The sequence below is a fragment of the Arthrobacter sp. B2060 genome, assembly GCF_059090445.1.
Window position 1 is genome coordinate 102,175 of sequence record NZ_JBNHFR010000014.1, and the last position, 18,294, is coordinate 120,468.

At 60.5% G+C, this 18,294-nt stretch carries 14 protein-coding genes and 3 pseudogenes; 9 read left to right on the top strand and 8 right to left on the bottom strand.

Annotated elements, in window-relative coordinates; all coding sequences use genetic code 11:
• Positions 1–82 precede the first annotated feature (82 nt).
• A complete protein-coding gene (locus AC5RUM_RS20045; RefSeq protein ID WP_494036593.1) occupies positions 83–325 on the bottom strand; it encodes a hypothetical protein in 243 nt (80 codons plus the stop codon).
• Positions 326–400: 75 nt separating this feature from the next.
• On the opposite strand from AC5RUM_RS20045, the pseudogene AC5RUM_RS20050 reads away from it, so the two are divergent.
• Positions 401–562, top strand: a pseudogene (locus AC5RUM_RS20050) (helix-turn-helix domain-containing protein); the annotation flags it as partial.
• 472 nt (positions 563–1,034) lie between these two features.
• Here the strand turns inward: AC5RUM_RS20050 and AC5RUM_RS20055 are convergent.
• Positions 1,035–1,958 carry an ABC transporter substrate-binding protein gene (locus tag AC5RUM_RS20055; RefSeq protein WP_494036594.1) on the bottom strand — a complete coding sequence of 308 codons (924 nt, stop codon included), beginning with the start codon at positions 1,956–1,958 and terminating at the stop codon, positions 1,035–1,037.
• A gap of 141 nt (positions 1,959–2,099) precedes the next feature.
• The gene (locus AC5RUM_RS20060) at positions 2,100–4,262 is read right to left on the bottom strand and encodes an amylo-alpha-1,6-glucosidase (protein ID WP_494036595.1); all 2,163 of its coding nucleotides are present in this window, start codon (positions 4,260–4,262) and stop codon (positions 2,100–2,102) included.
• A 465-nt stretch (positions 4,263–4,727) separates the two neighbouring features.
• On the opposite strand from AC5RUM_RS20060, the gene AC5RUM_RS20065 reads away from it, so the two are divergent.
• The 3 genes from AC5RUM_RS20065 to AC5RUM_RS20075 are packed head-to-tail and all read left to right on the top strand — an operon-like array spanning position 4,728 to position 8,558.
• Positions 4,728–5,774 (top strand): homoserine dehydrogenase, encoded by a 1,047-nt coding sequence (locus tag AC5RUM_RS20065; protein ID WP_494036596.1) that lies wholly within the window; start codon positions 4,728–4,730, stop codon positions 5,772–5,774.
• A 7-nt stretch (positions 5,775–5,781) separates the two neighbouring features.
• The gene (locus AC5RUM_RS20070; RefSeq protein ID WP_494036610.1) at positions 5,782–7,182 is read left to right on the top strand and encodes an aldehyde dehydrogenase family protein; all 1,401 of its coding nucleotides are present in this window, start codon (positions 5,782–5,784) and stop codon (positions 7,180–7,182) included.
• Positions 7,179–8,558 carry an aspartate ammonia-lyase gene (locus AC5RUM_RS20075; protein ID WP_494036597.1) on the top strand — a complete coding sequence of 460 codons (1,380 nt, stop codon included), beginning with the start codon at positions 7,179–7,181 and terminating at the stop codon, positions 8,556–8,558. The genes AC5RUM_RS20070 and AC5RUM_RS20075 overlap by 4 nt, the downstream gene beginning before the upstream one ends.
• A 185-nt stretch (positions 8,559–8,743) precedes the next feature.
• On the opposite strand, the gene AC5RUM_RS20080 is transcribed toward AC5RUM_RS20075, so the two are convergent.
• The 5 genes from AC5RUM_RS20080 to AC5RUM_RS20100 all read right to left on the bottom strand — a co-directional run bounded on the left by AC5RUM_RS20080 (position 8,744) and on the right by AC5RUM_RS20100 (position 14,327).
• Positions 8,744–9,187, bottom strand: a complete 444-nt coding sequence (locus tag AC5RUM_RS20080; RefSeq protein ID WP_494036598.1) for an Lrp/AsnC family transcriptional regulator — start codon at positions 9,185–9,187, stop codon at positions 8,744–8,746.
• Positions 9,188–9,272: 85 nt separating this feature from the next.
• Positions 9,273–10,781, bottom strand: a complete 1,509-nt coding sequence (locus AC5RUM_RS20085; protein ID WP_494036611.1) for a CoA-acylating methylmalonate-semialdehyde dehydrogenase — start codon at positions 10,779–10,781, stop codon at positions 9,273–9,275.
• Positions 10,782–10,799: 18 nt separating this feature from the next.
• Positions 10,800–11,954, bottom strand: a complete 1,155-nt coding sequence (locus AC5RUM_RS20090; protein WP_494036599.1) for a D-2-hydroxyacid dehydrogenase — start codon at positions 11,952–11,954, stop codon at positions 10,800–10,802.
• A complete protein-coding gene (locus AC5RUM_RS20095; RefSeq protein WP_494036600.1) occupies positions 11,951–13,507 on the bottom strand; it encodes an aldehyde dehydrogenase family protein in 1,557 nt (518 codons plus the stop codon). Before AC5RUM_RS20095 ends, AC5RUM_RS20090 begins: the two co-directional genes overlap by 4 nt.
• 421 nt (positions 13,508–13,928) lie before the next feature.
• Positions 13,929–14,327, bottom strand: a complete 399-nt coding sequence (locus AC5RUM_RS20100; RefSeq protein ID WP_494036601.1) for a cupin domain-containing protein — start codon at positions 14,325–14,327, stop codon at positions 13,929–13,931.
• Positions 14,328–14,596: 269 nt separating this feature from the next.
• On the opposite strand from AC5RUM_RS20100, the gene solA reads away from it, so the two are divergent.
• From solA to AC5RUM_RS20125, 5 genes and pseudogenes are all read left to right on the top strand, one after another.
• Positions 14,597–15,781, top strand: coding sequence for an N-methyl-L-tryptophan oxidase (gene solA, locus AC5RUM_RS20105; RefSeq protein WP_494036602.1), 1,185 nt, complete (start codon positions 14,597–14,599; stop codon positions 15,779–15,781).
• Between the two features lie 12 nt (positions 15,782–15,793).
• Entirely contained in the window at positions 15,794–16,798 is a 1,005-nt protein-coding gene (locus AC5RUM_RS20110; RefSeq protein WP_494036603.1) for a succinylglutamate desuccinylase/aspartoacylase family protein, read from the top strand.
• Between the two features lie 307 nt (positions 16,799–17,105).
• Positions 17,106–17,780: a GntR family transcriptional regulator gene (locus AC5RUM_RS20115; RefSeq protein ID WP_494036604.1), complete on the top strand. Its 675-nt coding sequence runs from the start codon at positions 17,106–17,108 to the stop codon at positions 17,778–17,780.
• Positions 17,781–17,923: 143 nt separating this feature from the next.
• Positions 17,924–18,140, top strand: a pseudogene (locus AC5RUM_RS20120) (homoserine dehydrogenase); the annotation flags it as partial.
• Positions 18,141–18,294 (top strand): annotated as a pseudogene (locus tag AC5RUM_RS20125) (threonine synthase); the annotation flags it as partial.

Here is an 18,294-nt window from a genome sequence, read left to right on the forward strand (position 1 = left end):
AGCGGTAACTGCTAAGGCGCAAGCCCGAATGGACGACGGCGGGACCTCCCGCCGTCGTCCGCTGGCGTTTTGGTGGGGTGCTTTACAGCGCCGACCAGCCACCGTCGGAGGCCAAGATGGCCCAGCTGATGTGGTGCCGGTCGTCACTGCGGAGGAAGGAAGAAGGTGATAGAGGGAGCCGGGTGCCACTGCCTACAAAGGCAGGCCCGTGGCCCCGTACCATCACGGCCAAGTACTTGGTCAGCCCGACGACGGCGTGCTGGGACGCTGTGTAGGCGGCGTCGGCGGCGTCGGCGGCGGAACCGCGCAGGCGCCCCGGAGGCAATATTGGACCCCGGAGCCGATGCCGGCGTCGAACGGCAGTGAGGCCTGGATACAGTAGGCTGCGGCTCCGGCGCCCCGCGGCGCCTACAAGGGACGGAAAAAGACCCTCACGCCGGAACGGGCGGCCGAGCTAGTGCAGCGGGCCGCCAGTGGAACTCCCAAGTCCGTCCTCGCGACCGACTACGGCATCAGCCGGGAGACGGTGTACCAGTACCTGCGCCAGGCCAAACTTTCCTAAAGCCCTCCCCTGCCAACCCGGCCAGCCGCTAGCCATAGCTGGAAAGGCGCAGGTTGACGGAATCACGGAGATCGGCGTTTAAGGAATCAGCCGAGCTTAGCCGAAAACGGGCCTCTGCGTGCTCGGCAGGAACGTTCTGCCGAGCACGGATCCCACAACGCAAATGGCGATGGAACGCAACAGGTGGCAAAAATTAGGAAGCCTGTCAGCGACTGCTGACAGGGCTTCCTGGGAGCGGAACTCCTAAAGCAAGCACGCGCACGACTGGATATAGGGCAGACAGTCCGTTACGTAAAGCTTGGTTCGTAAGGGCTACGTGCGCGTGAGCTGTGAAACCACTCCCCGGGCACAGCTTCGCGGCTCCCACTCGGAGGGAGTCGGAAACCGAAGCCGTGGCTTCAGGGACCGCATTAATGCTATCCATCGTTGCTTTACGTCCTTTGTTCATAGCCGTGACCATGGAGGAGCCCCGCTAGTTGAGCTTGGCTTCGGTGATGGCCCCCCATTCGAGTCCCCAGGTCTCAAGGGACTCTTTGTACTCCGGGCTGTCGAGGACCGACTGGATGGCAGCCTGCATGGCCGGGGTCAGCCGCGAGCCCTTCTTCAGTGCGACGCTGGTCAGGCCAGTCCCGCCGACGTTGAGCTGGGGTGTAAGGATGTCGAAGGAACCCGGCTGCTGCTTCTTTGCCCATGAGAGCGCAGTCGTGTCGTAGAGGATGCCGTCGAGGCGCTTGGAGTGCAGTTGGACCAGGGCCTCCTGGATGTTGGGCAGCGTCACGGGGTTGATCGCCGGCTTTCCCTTGGAGGTGCAGGTCTGCTCGCTGAGGGCTGGGAGTCGCAACAGCTGACCGGTGGAGCCTTGGGCGACGGCGATGTTCTTGCCGCACAGGCTCTCGTTGGTCAGATTCTGCGGGTTCCCGGCGTTCACGGCGATGGAGTTGCCGACCTTGAAGTAGTCGATCATGTCTAGGACCTTGCGCCGCTCTTCGGTGGCGGCCATGGTCGAGACTGTGAAGTCATAGCGGCCACCGTCGAGGCCCGGGATGATCGTGTCGAACTTCGTGTCCAAGAACTTCAGCTTCAAGTCGAGCTTCTTCGCGACGAGCCGCGCGATGTCCGGATTAAGGCCGATCGGGGTCTGGTTGTCCTCGGCGAGGAAGCTCGTCGGCGGGGAGTGCAGGTCCATCGCGATCGTGAGCTCGCCCCTGTCTTTGTAGGACTGAGGCAGGAGACTGAGGGCCTTGGGGTCGGGCTGGACGCCCTCGGAGATGTCCCTCGTGTTGTTTGTGCCGCTCTCCGTTGCCGGCGCCTCGGCGGCCTCATTGCCGCAAGCGCTCAAGGTCAAGAGGAGGGCCAGTGCAGCTGCGGTCGCATAAACCTTGCGTCGTGTCTTCATGGTGCTTCCTTGGAATGGTTTCGGCAGGGGATGGGGTTATTGGCAAGAGAGGACACACCTTCTTTATTGACACATTTCCAAGCCACTGGATGGTCTAAGGCAGGAATGTGTGGAAATCAGGGTGTGTCAGGACAGTCCTGCCTAGCCTTGCCGTCCTTGGCCTCGACCGGCTTTCTCTACAAGTTCCGTAAACCACGGCCGATGCCCGCGATGGAGCGTCATTCCTATAGGCAGTCCTTGTACTCTTGGTACTGAATTGGCGATATCGATGGTGATGCGGCCTCCTGCCATAGGGGCGTTGCTGATGTGCATGTCCCCGTAGGACTTAGGTAGTACAGGATCCATCCAGAGGCCCCCTTTGGAGACATCGGCGTCATATCTCATCAGGCTGGTCACCAGCAGGATTGGTGTGGTCGCTGCCCAGGCCTGAGGCGAACAGGCTGTTGGGTACGGCACTGGCTCGGGGAACTGCTTCCTGCTGAAGCCGCAGAACAGCTCGGGCAGGCGACCGTCAGAGAACTCGGCCGCCTCGAAGAGAGCCGTTGAAATCCGCTGCGCCTCTGCCACGAAGCCGTAGCGGAGCAAGCCAGCCGCTATAATCGCATTGTCGTGGGGCCAGACTGATCCGTTGTGGTAGCTGGCGGGGTTGTAGGCGCCCATGTCGTTAGCCAGGGTCCGTACTCCCCAACCACTGAACATCTCCGGGGACATCAACCGTTCGGCCACCAACGGCGCCTTGTCTTCATCCACCAGGCCGAACCAGAGGCACTGGCCCATGTTGGAAGCGCACGCGTCCACCTGACGCTTCTTTCCGTCCAACGCAATGGCGTAGTACCCGCGCTCGGGCATCCAAAACTGCTCATTGAACCGTTTTTTCAATTGCGCTGCACGATCAGCGAGCTCCTTGGCTAAAGGCGTATCGCCGGTGTCGTAAGCCATCCACGAACGGGCCATGTACGCGGAGTAGACATAGGCTTGTACTTCGCAGAGGGCTATCGGTGGCTCGGCCAGCTTCCCATCGGCGAAGTTGATCCCATCCCAAGAGTCCTTCCAGCCCTGATTGATCAACCCCTGCGGGTTGAGGCGCTCGTACTCAACAAAACCGTCCCTGTCCTTGTCCCCGTAATCACGTATCCAATCCATGGCACGGTCTGCATGAGGCAGCAGGCTGGCTATGGTTTCCGGTGCGAACCCCCAACGGCTGACATCACCGAGCCAGCAGACAAACAATGGCGTTGCGTCGACGCTGCCGTAGTAAACGGACTTTCCTCCCAAAGACAACCCGCTGGAAACATCGAGCCTGACTTCGTGCAGGATCTTGCCCGGCTCCTCTTCGCTCATCGCATCCACCACGCGGCCCTGGCGATCCGCCAGGGTCTGCAGCGTTCCCAACGCCAGCGACGGATCCACGGGCATCGCCATCTCCGATGCCCACAACGCGTCGCGACCAAACAGTGTCATGAACCATGGAGCCCCGGCTGCTACCACGACACGCTCGGCGTGATTGGGGTCCTCGATGCGTAGCGCACCCAAGTCGTCGTAGCTGCGGCGCAGTGTCCGTTCGATGGAGCGGTTGCCCATGTGCAGCGCAGGAATTTTGGCCACCCACTCCCGTCGCCGCACGTCCCGGGGAGACAACCCATCCCCTCCAGTATGGACAAACGTAGTATCCGCTCCTGCTCTGTCCATGCTCGGCACCACTGTGAGAAGGCTGCTCCACTCGCCGTGCGCTGCGATTGACACCCTGTATGTAATAGCGTCCACGGCGACCTCGCCGCCGGGGGCCTGGGCAATAATCCCCTTCCGGACATCCTGCCAAGAAGCCCTGATAGTCAGCGATCCCCCTTCAGCCTGGCGCGTCTGGTCCCAATGCCGCGGGATTCGCGCTTCCTTCACTTCGAATAGATCGGCGAAATCGGCCTCAATCCGCACAGATAGGATGCATTCCGCGGGCTCCGCCGAATAATTTCGAACGGTTACTTGCTCCTGGATGCCAGCCCCCACTTCGCGCAGCCGCTCCACGATCAGTGGGCTGTCCGCATACCCGTCAGAGCGGGTAACGCGGCACGCGAACAGCGCCCGATATGGTTCCAGCATTTGCGCCGCTAAGGGCTCCAGTGGCTGCCCGTTAACGGTCAGGTTCCAACCAGACAGGATACGGGTGTCCTGAAAGAACACACCGTGTGGATGGGCTGGATGAATATCCCCGTTTGGCATGGAAATACAGAAGGACGAGCCCTCCACCAAAGTGACGGCTCCGCCTCCTAATGGGCCCGCCGCAGTATCAGCATTCCATCCAGCCATCCCGGCCCCTTTGAAAACCAAGACTGGCCCGCCCGGCCGTAGACAACAGACTCCGGGTCGGCAGCCATTCTCCAATCGACGCTACGCCCAAATGACTTCGTATGCCATACGTCTCGTTGACTCACAGGAGAGCCTCGCGAAGGGGCATACGTTGCCCCAAAAAGAGCGCGGCAACGACCGCCAGCCCCCGCAAACAGGACAACTGCCTGGCGGGCCGCTATCCCTAAGACCATCCATTTTCGATGCCGAACACGATGGCGACGCTCTCCCGCAGTCCGCGCGAAGCGATGTCGCGACCAATTCGACCAAATCCCCCGGCCCACCATCTCATCGGAACATTTGCTCTAAAGGATCTGCAGTTTTGGTCGTTTCATCATGATCAGCGGGCGATGTGTCCATAGCTGGCTGACACTCCACGGCCGGATGCTGTAATGACAAGGTTTTACAGCAAACAAGGGAGAACAAGTGACGACGTATAACCTGGCCCTGATCGGTTTCGGGGGAGTCAACCGAGCTCTGGCCGCGCTCATCCGAGACGAACCACACCGCTTCGCATCTCTTGGATTCGAGCTCCGCGTAGTTGCAATTACGGATCTTGCGTTCGGTTCACTTGTTCAAGATGACGGAATTGATCTGGCAGCCGTACTGGCCATGCCGCGAGGTTCTTCCTTCGAAGGCCTCCAGGGCGGATCTCGTGAACCGCGTAACGAAGAAGTCATCAAGAACAGCTCTGCTGACATCGTCGTCGAGGCGACCTTCACGAGCCCTGTGGACGGGGAGCCGGCCGTCTCCCACGTACGCTGGGCACTCGCTTCAGGCAAGCACGTCGTGACCACAAACAAGGGACCAGTCGCTCTTTACGGGCACGAACTCAACGCTTTGGCCCGGGAAAATGAAACCAAATTCGAGTACGAAGGCTCGGTCATGAGCGGCACGCCCGTGCTGCGCCTGGCGCAAAAAATGCTTAACGGACTTGAACTTAACGGAGTCCAAGGCATTCTCAACGGAACCAGCAACTACGTGCTGGGCAGGATGGAAGCAGGATTGCGCCTGGAAGAGGCCATTGCAGAGGCTCAGGAACGCGGTTATGCCGAAGCGGACCCGACTGCAGACATCGGCGGCTCCGACGTACGGCTGAAAGTCACCATCCTGGCAAACGAACTTCTAGGCGCCAGCTTGCACCCCGATGAAGTCGACACCACGGGGATCCAGGACATTACCAGTGACGAAGTCGCGCAGGCACTGGCCAACGGCCAGCGCTGGAAGCTCATAGGCGAAGCCAGCCGCGGCAAAGACGGCCACATCACGGCAAATGTCCGACCGGCCGCACTCCCCGCGGACCACCCGCTCGCGGGCATTTCAGGAGCCACCAACGCGGTCTCGTTCAACACGGACCTTCTCGGAGCCGTCACTGTCTCTGGCCCTGGCGCGGGCCGCACGGAAACCGCTTACGCCCTTGTTTCCGACATCATCGCGATTCACGAATACATCAAAGGAGGCGTCCGTGTCTGAAACCACCATGACCCGTACCGAGACGGAGGAAGCTCCCGGCGACCTGTCCGTTTACAACAAGTTCGACGGAACGGTTCTGGCCCGCCTTTCCCAATCAACCACGGAAGAGGTGCAGCAGGAGCTCAAACGCGCCGCAGCGGCTGCCAAATCCGCCGCTGCGATGCCGCGGCATGAGCGCGGCCGGATCCTGGATACCGCGGCGGATCTGCTCACGCAGCGGGCGGACAAGGCCGCGGACCTCATCGTCCTTGAAGCCGGCAAAACCATTCAGCAGGCCCGCAAGGAGATCTCCCGGGCAATCAACACCCTCAAGCTTTCCGCAGCCGAAACGCGCCGGAATGCCGGTGAAGTTGTGCCCTTCGATTCGTTTGCCGGTTCTGAGAACCGGCTGGGCTGGTTCAGCCGGGAGCCACTTGGGCTTATAGCGGCGATAACCCCCTACAACGATCCCTTGAACCTGGTCGCCCACAAGCTTGGGCCTGCAATCGCAGGCGGGAACACCGTCATTCTCAAGCCCTCCCAACTGACGCCCCTTTCGGCGATGTTCTTGGTAGACCTGCTTCTGGAAGCCGGTCTCCCGGCCGGCTTTGTCATCGTTGTACTTGGCGACCGTACGATCGCGCAGACCATAATCAAGTCCAAGCTGGTCAGAATGGTCTCCTTCACGGGCGGCTTCGAGACCGGAAGTGCCATTGCAGCCAGCGCTGGCATCAAGCGCCTTTCTATGGAACTGGGCGGTAACGCCCCCGTCATTGTGTATGACGACGCGGATATTCCTACCGCGGTGGAGGCGAGCGTCTCGGGGGCGTTCTGGGCGGCTGGACAAAACTGCATCGGCGCGCAGCGGATTCTGGTGCAGCGCACCATCTTCGACGATTTCCTCGATTCTTTTGTCGCCCAAACAAGCGCGCTGGTTGCAGGCGATCCGACAAATGAAAGCACCGATTTGGGACCAATGATCAGTCGGGCCGCGGCAGAAGAAGCCAAAAGGAAGATCGACCAGGCGGTGGCGCAAGGTGGGCGTCTGCTTACCGGTGGCACTCTGAACGGCTCAGTCCTGACTCCGGCCGTGCTCACCGGGGTCCCCCGCTCATGCGAGGCATGGAGCGAGGAACTCTTTGCTCCGGTGGTCTTGGTCGAACCCTTCGATACGCAAGATGAGGCCATCGGCTTGGCCAACGACAGCGAGTATGCCCTTCAGGCCGGTGTATTCACCAGGGATCTCGCTCGTGCTTTGGATACCGCCAAGGCCATTGACGCCGGCGGCGTCATGATCAATGACTCCTCGGATTATCGGCATGATGCCATGCCATTCGGCGGTTCAAAGTACGGAAGCATGGGCCGTGAGGGAGTCAGGTTCGCCTACGAGGAGATGACACAGCCCAAAGTCATTGCACTCGCGTCATGAACGCCGGTGTTCGTATCGAAAGGGACAGCTTAGGAGCTGTCGCCGTGCCGGCATCGGCGCTCTGGGGGATCCACACAGAGCGAGCGATCCTGAATTTTCCCATCAGCGGGATACATTTGGGAACCCACAGCCACTTGGTCCGCGCCCTTGCCTACGTCAAGAAGGCCGCCGCATTGACAAATGCGGAACTGGGACTCATCCCTGCCGACGTCGGGCAAGCCATTGCCTCAGCCTGCGACATCGTGGCCTCTGGCGAGGTCGATGACGCATTCCGGGTCGACGTCATTCAGGGTGGCGCCGGAACTTCCAGCAACATGAACGCTAATGAGGTGATTGCGAATCTGGCACTACGGCTAATGGGCCACCCTTTGGGTAGGTACGACGTTATTGATCCCATTGCCCACGTCAACAAATGCCAGTCAACCAATGATGTCTACCCCACTGCCGTGCGCCTGGCGCTCCTGTTCGCGTTGGACGAATTGCTGGACCGGCTTGCACAGCTATCCGAGGCCTTCTCCGAACGCGGGCGGGCGTTCACTTCGATCCCGAAGATCGGACGAACCCAGTTGCAGGACGCGGTCCCTATGACCCTTGGCCAGGAGTTCAGGGCCTTTTCTGTAACCCTCAATGAGGACCAGCGACTGCTGCGTGGGGCTGCTGCACTGCTGACTGAATCCAGTCTCGGTGCCACAGCTATCGGGACCGGCATCACCGCAAATCCAGAATATCTTGAACGCATTGTTGATAAGCTCTCGGCCGTGACCGGAATTTCGTTCACCAAAGCTGAAGATCTGATTGAAGCGACCTGGGACACCGGGGCTTTCATGACGTTCTCTGGAGCGTTGAAGCGGACTGCTATCAAGATGTCAAAGATCTGTAGCGACCTTCGCCTCCTCTCGAGCGGCCCTCAAACCGGCTTTGGCGAGATCAAACTTCCCGCTCGCCAGGCTGGATCATCGATCATGCCTGGCAAGGTCAATCCTGTCATTCCCGAGGTTGTGAACCAGATTGCGTACTTCGTTGCAGGTGCGGACGTAACCGTCACGATGGCAGCGGAAAACGGGCAGTTGCAGCTAAACGCTTTCGAACCCGCCATTGCCCATGCCCTGCTGCAGTCACTGTCTTGGCTTTCCAACGGGTCTGATGTGCTCAGGGAATTATGCATAAACGGGATAGAAGCCAACGAGGAACTGCTAAGAACCCGCACTCGGGCCTCCACAGCGCAGGCCACTGCTTTACTGCCGGTACTGGGCTATAACGTAGCCGCTGAAATTGCCCACAGAGCGTTGATCTCGGGGCAAAGCGTTGTGGAGATCGCGCTCAGTGAAGGACTGGTTGGTCAGGACCAGGTTGATTCGCTGATCTTGGCGCAATAGGTCGTCCCTAGCTTGTCGAATCAGGGACAAAGGATCAAGTGACGGTTGGAACTGCGCTTGCTCCCAGCGGATCCGGCAGCTTGATGGCGGGGCTCCCTTGGAAACCGCTTGCTAGCAGCAGTTCATCGGTGCAGGATCCGACGATCCTGCACCGCTGAACCTGTGTTAGGCAGGCAGGTTCCGACCTACCTCTCGATCACTGTGGAAAGGGACAGCGCAGTCGTGATGTCCTTCACCCCTGGAAACTCAGAGACTCGCTGCCAAATCTCCTGGATCCGTGCCACATCGGGTGCTTCAATCCTGACAACCATGTCGAGCTCCCCGCTGACGACGTCGCACGTAACCACTTCCGGAAAAGCACGCAGACCCGCAATGACATCACTGCCCCGCATCCGGTCGCGACGCTGGATGAGGAGGAACGCGCTGACCTTGGAACGTCCATCGACCACTGATTCCTTGATCGTGTAGCCGCTAATGTGGCCGTCCCGCTCCAAGCGTTCAATCCGCTGCCGAACGGCGTTGCGGGAGAGGAGAACACGTTCGCCCAATTGCGCAAGGCTGATTCGAGCGTTGTTCCGAAGCTCGGCGAGTATCCTCGCATCAATCTCAGAACCAAGATTCTTTGACATGATCTTTCCTATCTACAAGTACCCGGCATGAGAATCGCTATCACGTGGCATGGCTTTCAGCTCGGTTTCTAACGGAGGATCGGGTTTAGTTGGAGGGGAAGTTGTAGGAGGCGCCGGAAGCCTGGGCGGATTCGGGCCAGCGCGACGTCACGACCTTGCCGCGGGTGTAGAAGGAGACGCCTTCGGGGCCGTAGATGTGCTTGTCGCCGAAGAGCGAGGCCTTCCAGCCGCCGAAGGAGTGGTAGGCCACGGGGACGGGCAGGGGCACGTTGATGCCGATCATTCCGACGGTGACGGAGCGCTGGAACTTCCGCGCGGAGGCGCCGGAGGAGGTGAAGATGGCGGTTCCGTTGCCGTAGGGGTTGGAGTTGATCAGCCTGATGCCCTCCTCCAAGTCATCGACGCGGACCACCACGAGCACGGGGCCGAAGATCTCCTCGGTGTAGGCGGTCATCTCGGTCTTGACGTGGTCGATCACGGTGGGGCCGACCCAGAACCCCTCCTCGTGACCGGGGACCACGAGGTCGCGGCCGTCCACCACCATGGCGGCGCCGGCCTGTTCGGCCTCGCCGACGATCCGCAGAATGCGTTCCCTGGATTCCGGAGTGATGACCGGTCCCATCTCGGCACCCGGGGCGGTGCCGTTGTCGACCTTCACGTCCAGGGCACGCTCCTGGACCTTCTTCACCAGCAGGTCCGCGGCGTCCCCCACGGCGACCGCCACGGAGACCGCCATGCAGCGCTGCCCTGCGGAACCGAAAGCCGCGGCGGCGAGGTGGTCGGCAGCGTTGTCCAGGTCCGCGTCCGGCAGCACGATGGCGTGGTTCTTCGCCCCGCCCAGGGCCTGGACGCGCTTGCCGTGCTTGGTGGCGGTCTCGTGGACGTACTTGGCGATCGGGGTGGAGCCGACGAAAGAGATGCCGTCCACATCCGGGTGGGTCAGCAAACCGTCAACGGTCTCCTTGCCGCCATGCAGGACCTGGAACACGCCGTCCGGCAGGCCGGCCTGCTTCCACAGCCTCGCGAGCAGCATCGAAGCGGAGGGGTCGCGCTCGGAGGGCTTGAGGATGAAGGCGTTGCCAGTGGCGATCGCCATCGGCGCCATCCACAACGGCACCATGACAGGGAAATTGAACGGCGTGATGCCGGCCACCACGCCGAGCGGCTCGCGGAAGGAGAACACGTCGATGCCCGTGGAAACCTGGTCCGAATAATCACCCTTGAGCAGCTGCGGGATACCGCAGGCGAACTCGACCACCTCCAGGCCCCGGGCGATCTCGCCCTTGGCATCGGAGAGGACCTTGCCGTGCTCGGCCGTGATCAGCTCAGCGAGTTCGTCCACATGCAATGCCACCAGTTCGCGGAACTTGAACAACACCGCCGTGCGCTTCGCCAGGGAAATGTCGCCCCACGTCTCCGCGGCCTTCTTGGCCGCGGCGACGGCAGTGTCCAGGTCTGCCTGGTTCGCAATCCGGAGCTCACCCGACACCTGGCCGGTGGCCGGGTTGTACACCGGTCGGGTACTGTCACCCGTACCGGCGGATTCACGTCCGTTGATGAAGTGGTTGATCAGGGTCAGTGTCGCTGTTGACATGGTCACGGCAGTTTCTCCTTAGAAAGTGAGGGAGGGCTCAGCAGTCGGTACGAACCCCAGGGACTTGTCCACGACGTTTTCCAGTGGTTCGCCGTTGCAGTACCGCTTCAGGTTCTCCACAAAGAGTTTGCCGAGGTCGTCGTGGTAATCCTCGGTGTCCCCGCTCATATGCGGGGTAATGATGACGTTCTCCATGCTCCACAGGGCATGTCCGGCGGACAAAGGCTCGGGATGGACAACGTCCAGGGCAGCGCCGGCGATGGAACCCGCTGCGAGTGCTTCGGTCAGGGCTCCGGTGTAGACGAGTTCCCCGCGGCCGATGTTGATCAGGCAGGCGGAAGGTTTCATGGCGGCCAGCACCTCAGCGTCTACCAGGCCCCTGGTCTCATTGGTCAGGGGCGCAGCGAGAACCAAGTGGTCGTAGGCGTGCACCATCCCCGCCAAGTGGCGGGAGGAATGGATCCGGTCGAAGTCTGCATCATTGCTCCGGGCGGTCCGACCGGCGCCATCAACCTTCATACCGACGGCGCGGAACAGGCGTGCGGTTTCGCGTCCGATCGATCCGGTGCCGACCACCAGGGCGCTCTGACCCTGGATCTTGCGCGTGACACGGTGCTGCCAGCGTTGTTGCTGCTGGAGCCTGAAAGAACCCTGGGCGTCCTTGGCCATGTCCAGGACAAAGCCGAGCGCAAACTCAGCGATCGCACGGCTCAGCACCCCGCGGGAATTCGTGTAGAGGACATCGCTAGCAACCAACTCATCAAACATCAGCTGGCTCACACCGGCCGCCCTAACATGCACCCATTTCAGGGTAGAGGCAGCAGCCCAGTTCTCCTTGAGCGCCGGCGAGAACGAGTGCCACTGATACAGCACGTCGGCGCCGTCCATGGCCTCCGCGAGACCGTCCGCCTTGGTCAGCCGGACCTCAGCGAGCTCCTCCACCTCTGCCAGGCGGGGTGGAAGAGCCTCGAGGTACAGTGCCACGACAACGGGCCGTTTGGTTTTAGGAGACGATGCCACGACGCCCCCACCTGCCGCGGCCAAGGGATCCTTGGACGTTGGGGCAACGGGGGCGAATTCCCGTGCCGGCGATGGTCCAATATTCGGAACTGAACCACGGACCGGTCCGACTGCAATACTGTGCGTGCTCATGTTGTTGTTCGCCGTGTTCATGCTGTTGTCCGTTCTGTGAGCCCGCCGAGGCACTGCGGGTTTGATTCTGGCTCGGCTAGGTTGATGATCGTGTTTTTGGGTTGTGTCATTTCGCAGACGGCGTGCCGGACCCCTTCGCGGCCGACTCCGGATTTCTTGAACCCGCCGAAGGGCATGGAATCGATGCGCACGTCACTTGTCTCGTTGATGACGACGGCGCCAACGTGCAGTTTGTCCGCGATGGCAAGCGCCAGATCGATGGACCGGGTGAAGATTCCGGCCTGCAGCCCGTACTCGGAGTTGTTCGCTTCGTAGATTGCGTCCTGGACCTCGATGAACGGCAGGATGCTCACGACCGGCCCGAAGACCTCATTCCGGATGACCCGGCACCGAGAGAGCACATCGGTCAGGACGGTCGGCTCGTAGAACGCTCCCCGGCGCTTTCCTCCGGTGTGCAGTGTCGCACCGGCGCTCCTGGCTTCTTCCACCCATTCCTCAACCCGGCGGGCCTCCGCCTCGGAGATCAGCGGCCCAACATCGGTGGCACGGTCAAATTTCGATCCCGTCTTGAGTGCCTTGGTGCCGGAGATGACATGCTCCAGAACCTGATCGAAAAGGGAGATGTGCACGTAGACCCGCTGCACCGACAGGCAGTTCTGCCCCGCCACACCGAAAGCACCGGCGACAATCGCAGCCGCGGCAGCCACGGGGTCGGCATCGGCGCAGACAATCGTGGCATTGTTCCCGCCGAGTTCGGAGAGGATCTTCTTCGCCCCAGCCGCGGCAGCGATACGATCGGCCGTGGCTGGGCCGCCGGTGAAGGAAATCAGGTCGACCAACTCGTCTGTGATCAGCGCCTCGGACACACCCGGGCCGGAAACGATCGCCGCGATCCGTCCCGGCGGGACACCGGCTTCCAGCAACAGCTGCACCAGCGCCAGGCCACTCAAAGGCGTCTGCTCCGACGGCTTCAGCACGACGCCGTTACCCCCGATCAGCGCCGGGCCCAGCTTGTGCGCCACCAGGTTCAACGGATCATTGAATGGCGTGATCGCCGCAACAATGCCAACCGGCTTCAGGCTGTACCAGCCGACCTTGGTTCCCGCGGCCAGGCTGTCTTCAAAGCCCAGGGTCTCCCCCGCCAGCTCCTCGGACGCCGCGGCGGAAAGCCGAAGGGTTTCGATGCAGCGGCGCACCTCACGCTCGGCCTCGGTAATGGTTTTGCTGCTTTCCGCCGCGATAATTGTCGCAAACCGTGTGAACTGCTCTCCCAGTAACAACACCGCTTTCTCCAGCGCCTCGCGCCGTGCCCGTAGCGGCCAGTCCTGAACCTGCAGGTGGCGGTGGATATGGGCAATAGCTCGCTTGACGTCCCCGGGAGTGGAGGTGCAGACCCGGCCCAGCACGAAACCGTCCTGGGGGTCGTGGACCTCCAGGGTCATCGCGGCATTCTGCCACCGCCCTTCCAAGAAAGCTCCTCCGGGAAGGTTGGCGACCTCTGACCTTGTCCCGGATGTTGCGGCCTTTTCGCCCCTTTCCTGGCGTGCGGCGAGCGTGGTAGTGGATTCAAGCATGGGGTTCCTTCATGAGTCGAGCTGAAACGGTCGATAATTTCTTGAGGTTCCACGCGTAGCGGGAGCAACCAGGACGAATGTCCCCTTGTCACCGGTTGTCCATGAGAATCATCCTTTTTGCCCATGCCGGGTGTCGTCCTGACTCGATATCAGCTACGGCAGGGAAGATTGAACAATCCAAGAGGAGTCACGCGCGGGCCATTTGGTCCTTGGAAAGGCCTGCCCAGCCGACCAGATGTAATCCATCCGGCAGTGGCTAGGGCGAAGTGCGGCGCCATTGGGCTTGCCTCACTTGAAAGGGGACGCTGAGTCCATCTGGACTCAGCGTCCCGTTAGCTATCCGAAGACCGACACGGTCGGCTTCGTCAGGGCCAGTGGATCCATACAAAGTCGGCAAACCGTCTGACCCTTGGCGAGTCGGCTAGGCGGGGAGCTGCTGGACAACCCACATCTTGCGCAGGGTTTCATGTACTGTCCAGCTGCCGGACCAGCCGGCAGGCGTGACGAACAGCGAACCTGGCCCAACGTCAAAGCTGTTCCCACTGGCTTCCGTGATGGTCGCCGATCCACTGAGAATCTGGCAAATTTCGTGGTAACCCTCACGTGTACTGGTGAACGTACCCGGCGTAACCTCCCAGATTCCGGTCCGAAGACCATCGCCCTCCCACACCCTCAAAGACACTTCAGTCTGTCCTGGTGTGCTGCTGGTCGCCTTAGCGCCGTGCTCTCCCGGATTAGTCGTTACTGTGTCCAATACTGTCGCCTTGACCATACTTACTCCCGTTTCTGGGCAGCTTTCGCCCGGTAAAACGACCGCCATCCATTTTGGCGGCCGGTGCAGGAATCAACCCTGATTCATGTCTGACCACGCTTCCCTAACTGAGTTGCGCGGTGCTAGATTAACGATAGCTTCTGTCCGACAATAATGACAGACAATCTTGATTGTTCGCTCGGACGATGGGAGGAGCTCAAGGATGAAGGCGCCGGGCACCGAACGGGCATGCGCCTCAAACAATCTGCGAGCGTTTACGGACATCCATCCACTCGTCTGCACTAGCCAAAACCTCATCACGGAAAGCAAGGTAAACCATGACTGCACTCGAAACGGACGTCGTAATCGTCGGAGTCGGCTCTGTAGGAAGCATGGCGAGCTGGCAGCTCGCCACCCGTGGTCTGCGGGTCATTGGAGTAGACAGGTTTTCGATCCCCGGCCCCTTCTCCGCCTACGCCGGGGAGTCGCGCATTTTCCGCAAGGTATATGCAGAAGGCGGGCATTACACGCCCATCCTGCAGAGGGCACAGGATCTTTGGCGTGACCTGGAGAAAGTCAGCGGGACCCGGCTGCTCAACACTACCGGCGCTGTCACCATATACGACGAGCACAATCCGAAGTTGACCACGCTCCTTGCAGCCGGGAAAGACCATGGCCTCGACTACGAAATTCTCCGGGGCGACGAGGCGAGGACAAGGTATCCCGAACATGTGATCCGGGACACGGATGTCGCGGTCTTTGATCCCGAGGGAGGCTACCTCAATTCGGAGAAGGCCGTGACCGCCGCCCTGGTAGAGGCCGCACGGCTTGGTGCTAAGTTCCTGGGAAACCGGAAAGCGCAGAGCGTTGAGAGGTACGGTGACCGGTACATCGTCCGCACCGAGCAAGAAGAGATCATTGCCTCCCGGGTGATCATCTCTCAGGGCACCGGTGCGGGGGCAGTGTGCAAGGAACTCGGCGTTCACCTTTCCGTTCTGCCGCAGGTCCTGACATGGTTCCCCGCTGTGGACCCAGCAGCTTTCTGCAGGGAAGGCCTGCCGGTCTTCCTCAGGAGGGCGGAGGAAGACGGAAGGTCGGACCAAGTCCGTTTCTATGGGTTCCCGAGCGCTGACGGTTGGACGGTGAAAGTCGCTGGGAGCGTTTATATGGACGAGGTTGAATCCATGGAGACCCCTCTTAGTTGGGATCCTAAGTATTTGGACTCCGTCCGGGCCTGGGTTCGGGAATTCATTCCGGGACTGATTCCGGAACCGGTGCGGGTCGCCTTGTGTGCGGACGGTTATACACCAGACGAGACCGGTCTTTTGGGGCAGGTGCCCGGAATGGACGGGGTCGTCGCGGCGGTCGGCTTCTCCGGCCACGGCTTCAAGATGGCCTCTGCCCTGGGAGCCATTGCTGCCGACCTCGTGCTGGATGGAACAACGGCCACCGGCGTCAGTTTCATGAACCCTGCGAGGTTCCTCGGACCGGACTCGCGACTCACGTCGTTGGCTCTAGGCTGAGAGCAACAGTGATTGGAAATTCAGATGAATCGTCCACGGGAACCGTTCAGCGTAGGGACTCTGGTTGCTGAACCAGGAACAAGGTCATCGGGCTACTGTTCGGTCGAGATCGACGGAAAGATGCTTCAGCTTCCTGTCGTCATCGTTCACGGGGAACGACCCGGCCCGGTTCTTGCTGTTACCGCGGGAATTCATGGCGGCGAGTATGTACCCATGGTGGCCGTACGGGAGTTTGTTTTCGGGCTGGATCCCACGGCCATTCAAGGAACCGTCATCGCCTCGCTACAGTCCAGTCCTCTCGCCTTTCAGAGCAGGAGTGCGTTCATCAACCCGGTGGATGGAAAGAACCTCAACCGCGCGTTTCCCGGCAATGCAACCGGCGGGGACACCGAGCGTCTTGCATACTGGCTATGGTCAAACATCATCTCCCGCGGCACCTACTACGTGGACTGTCACGGCGGCGATATTCCGGAGGTTCTGGACAGCTTTGCCGGTGTGGGCCCGGTTGGCACACCTGACATCGACGACGCGTCACTCAAGCTGGCTAGTCAATTTGATGTTCCGCGGGTTGTGTTGCTGGAAACCGAGGGATCGACCATTAGAGCGGCTGCACATGCGGGGATTCCGTCAGTCCTCATCGAGGTGGGCGGAGAGGGCCGATGGTCCCCTTCGGAGGTTGCAGTCCAGCAGGAGGGACTTCAGCGAGTAGCAAAGTCCCTCCTGCTGGACGTGGACAGCGAAGCGAGAAAACCGCTGCCTATCTTCAAGAGTCAAGCCGTGATGTGTGAATGCTCTGGCCTGTGGTACTGCAACGTGCAGCCAGGTTCATACGTGGAAGCCGGTACCCTGCTGGGCGTCGTCCAGGATCCATTTGGTGCCGTGCTTCAGGAGGCGCGTTCGCCCGTTCCAGGTGTACTCATTTATGGCTTGTCGAGTCTGGCGGCAAACCCAGGGGATCTCATCGCTTCTATCGCTACGCCTACGGATGCAGCGGCGCCGTTGAACTACAAAGGATAGGAATTCCATAGACTCGCTCCAGCATGCATTCCAAGAAAGATACTGCCGGAAGGTGGGCTGCCGCTCGTACACCCGGGACGCATCTTGGGATCCTCTCACGCATCAAATCGATTGGAGGCCAAGAGCCGTGATTGAAACCCGTTCAAACTCACGCTGTGCCCAACGGCGGGTTAACCTTGTCGTCAGTACATGGCAAGCGAGGAGTAGATAGGACAAAAGCCGGGGAAGCAACTGGTGTAATTAATGATGCAGGCCGCGGTTGTACTGCCTCGCGTCCTTATTCGCGAACAGACTAGGAGTATCGACAATGACCGAAGTACTGCCTGCGGGAACAGATTCCCGCACGGCCCAGAAGAAGCCCACCCGGGTCGAGATGGTAGCAACCACGCTTCGGAACGAGATCCTGCTTGGCTCGCGGTATCCACGGGAAAGACTCGCCGAGCTTGACCTGGCAGAACAGCACAAAGTCTCCAGAGGCACTATCCGCGAAGCCCTGCAGCGTCTTGCGGCCATGGGATTCGTCGTGGGAGAACCCCACAGGGGTTACTCAGTCCGGGAGTTTGGTCATGAAGATGTCGTAGGACTCGGCGAGGTGTTCGCCATGCTTGAAATCCAAGCCGTTCGGAGCATCAAATTCCCCGTCAGCTCCGAGGCTGTGGAAATCATGCGGGAAAGTGCCGTGGAGATGAGCGAACTCGACATGTTGCGCGATTTTGACAGATTCTGGGAACTTGATCGTACCTTTCATGGCACGCTGATAGCTGAGAGCAAGCACCCTTGGCTGGTAGACGCGTGGCGACGGCAGCAACCATTTCTCAGTGTGATTACGGTCCCGCTCCTGCGCCCGGGCGTTGACTATCCCGGCAGCATAGCCACCGAACGGCACCTCGAACTTCTTGACGCCGTCGTGAGCGGCGACGCTGCTGTTCTCCATCGGGCGATAGAGGACCACTATCATCAGCACGACGAGGTAACGACCTGACGCGGATAACCTCGCCCCGACCAGCTGTGCATTGCTCCACCGAAATCTGACCAGGACATCACCTCCCGGCAACAGTCCGGCGGCCGCTGCCATGCCATGCCATTGGCGAACAAAAAAGTGGTCCGGCGGCCTCGCCACACCGCCACCTTCCGGCGCCGCCGATCGCAGCGTCGAGCACTAGCTAATACATCGGGTCAGCAGGTGTTCTGACCAAAATTACGCACATTTTCGCCGAGCCGGTCTCCCCCGGATCGTGACACACCATCACAGTAAGCGGCACTGGCAGCAACCGTCGAGGCAGTGAAGGGCCTGGACGTCATCAATTTAGTTACATCCGTACTTCGGGTAGAAGGAGTCTAAGTGGCTCACCAATGGCGCGGGGTCATCCGCGAATACGCTGATCGTTTGCCCGTAACAGAGAAAACCAGGGTCATTACCCTCGGTGAGGGCGGCACGCCGCTCGTCCACGCGCAGAAGCTCTCGGAGCTGACCGGCTCAGAGGTGTACCTCAAGG

Coding starts and splice junctions, on each gene's coding strand:
- AC5RUM_RS20075 (WP_494036597.1), top strand. CDS start 7,179: ATGAACGCCGGTGTTCGTATCGAAAGGGACAGCTTAGGAGCTGTCGCC.
- AC5RUM_RS20055 (WP_494036594.1), bottom strand. CDS start 1,958: ATGAAGACACGACGCAAGGTTTATGCGACCGCAGCTGCACTGGCCCTC.
- AC5RUM_RS20090 (WP_494036599.1), bottom strand. CDS start 11,954: ATGAACACGGCGAACAACAACATGAGCACGCACAGTATTGCAGTCGGA.
- AC5RUM_RS20070 (WP_494036610.1), top strand. CDS start 5,782: ATGACCCGTACCGAGACGGAGGAAGCTCCCGGCGACCTGTCCGTTTAC.
- AC5RUM_RS20095 (WP_494036600.1), bottom strand. CDS start 13,507: ATGCTTGAATCCACTACCACGCTCGCCGCACGCCAGGAAAGGGGCGAA.
- AC5RUM_RS20060 (WP_494036595.1), bottom strand. CDS start 4,262: ATGGCTGGATGGAATGCTGATACTGCGGCGGGCCCATTAGGAGGCGGA.
- AC5RUM_RS20100 (WP_494036601.1), bottom strand. CDS start 14,327: ATGGCGGTCGTTTTACCGGGCGAAAGCTGCCCAGAAACGGGAGTAAGT.
- solA (WP_494036602.1), top strand. CDS start 14,597: ATGACTGCACTCGAAACGGACGTCGTAATCGTCGGAGTCGGCTCTGTA.
- AC5RUM_RS20080 (WP_494036598.1), bottom strand. CDS start 9,187: ATGTCAAAGAATCTTGGTTCTGAGATTGATGCGAGGATACTCGCCGAG.
- AC5RUM_RS20115 (WP_494036604.1), top strand. CDS start 17,106: ATGACCGAAGTACTGCCTGCGGGAACAGATTCCCGCACGGCCCAGAAG.
- AC5RUM_RS20085 (WP_494036611.1), bottom strand. CDS start 10,781: ATGTCAACAGCGACACTGACCCTGATCAACCACTTCATCAACGGACGT.